The sequence below is a fragment of the Herbidospora sakaeratensis genome, from assembly GCF_001570525.1.
Taxonomy (GTDB): domain Bacteria; phylum Actinomycetota; class Actinomycetes; order Streptosporangiales; family Streptosporangiaceae; genus Herbidospora; species Herbidospora sakaeratensis.
Window position 1 is genome coordinate 1 of sequence record NZ_BBXC01000005.1, and the last position, 1,010, is coordinate 1,010.

Genomic DNA, 1,010 nt, shown 5'->3' on the forward strand with positions numbered 1-1,010 from the left:
GCTCTAGGCCCTGTTTCTTGGATCAGGTGCGGAGCCAGATGATCAGCGTTGCGACGGTAACCGTGCCGAGGAAGATGTAGCCGCGTTTGTCGTAGCGGGTGGCCACGGCTCGGAACTGTTTGAGCCGGTTGATCGCCCGCTCGACCACGTTGCGGTGCGCGTATCGTGCGGGGTCGTAGCCGGTCGGGCGGCCGCCGAGAGGGCCGCGCCGACGGCGGTTGTCCTTCTGATCGGCTGGTTCGGGGATGGTGTGCCGGATCTTGCGGGATCGAAGGTAGGCGCGGCTGGCGCGGGAACTGCAGGCCTTGCCGGCGGCCAGGCTGGCCGGCCGGGTTCGTGGCCGTCCGACGCCGATGCGGGGGACGCGGATGCGTTGCAGCACTGCCGGCAGTTGTGGGCTGTCGCCTGCCTGACCTGGCGTGAGCAGGAACGACAAGGGGCGGCAGCGTCCGTCGGCCGCCAGGTGGATCTTGGTGGTGAACCCGCCGCGGGAACGGCCTAATCCTTCTCCAGCCACACCACCTCCTCCAGGCGGGCGGCCAGGTCGGCCAGCATCGGATCGCCCCGCTTTGTCCTCTGCCCATCCCCCTTTTGCGCCGGTGGCAGGCTGTGGGGTGCTCCGGCGGCGTGCTGATGGGCGCGGATGATCGTGGAGTCCACACTGATGTCCCACTCGATCCAGCCGCGTCCGTCGTACATCGCCTGGATCACGGTGAGCAGCCGCTGCCAGGTCCCGTCGGCCGCCCACCGGCGATGGCGTTTGTACACCGTGACCCAGGAGCCGAACCGCTCGGGCAGGTCCCGCCAGGGCAGCCCGGTCCGTGCCCGGTACAGCACGCCGTTGATCACCATCCGGTGGTCAACCCACTGCCCGCCCCGCACGCCCCCGGGCGGCAGCAGGGGTGCCAGACATTCCCACTCGGCGTTCGTCAGATCACCACGACCCATACGCCAAGCGTCACAAGACCGGCACCCACTGTCATCAGATCTGAGAAACAGACCCTAGGTGC

The 1,010-nt window shown here is 68.4% G+C and carries 1 pseudogene; it reads right to left on the bottom strand.

Annotated features, from left to right (window positions below):
* Nucleotides 1-22 precede the first annotated feature (22 nt).
* Nucleotides 23-948: pseudogene (locus AW271_RS38095) on the bottom strand (IS5 family transposase).
* Nucleotides 949-1,010 lie beyond the last annotated feature (62 nt).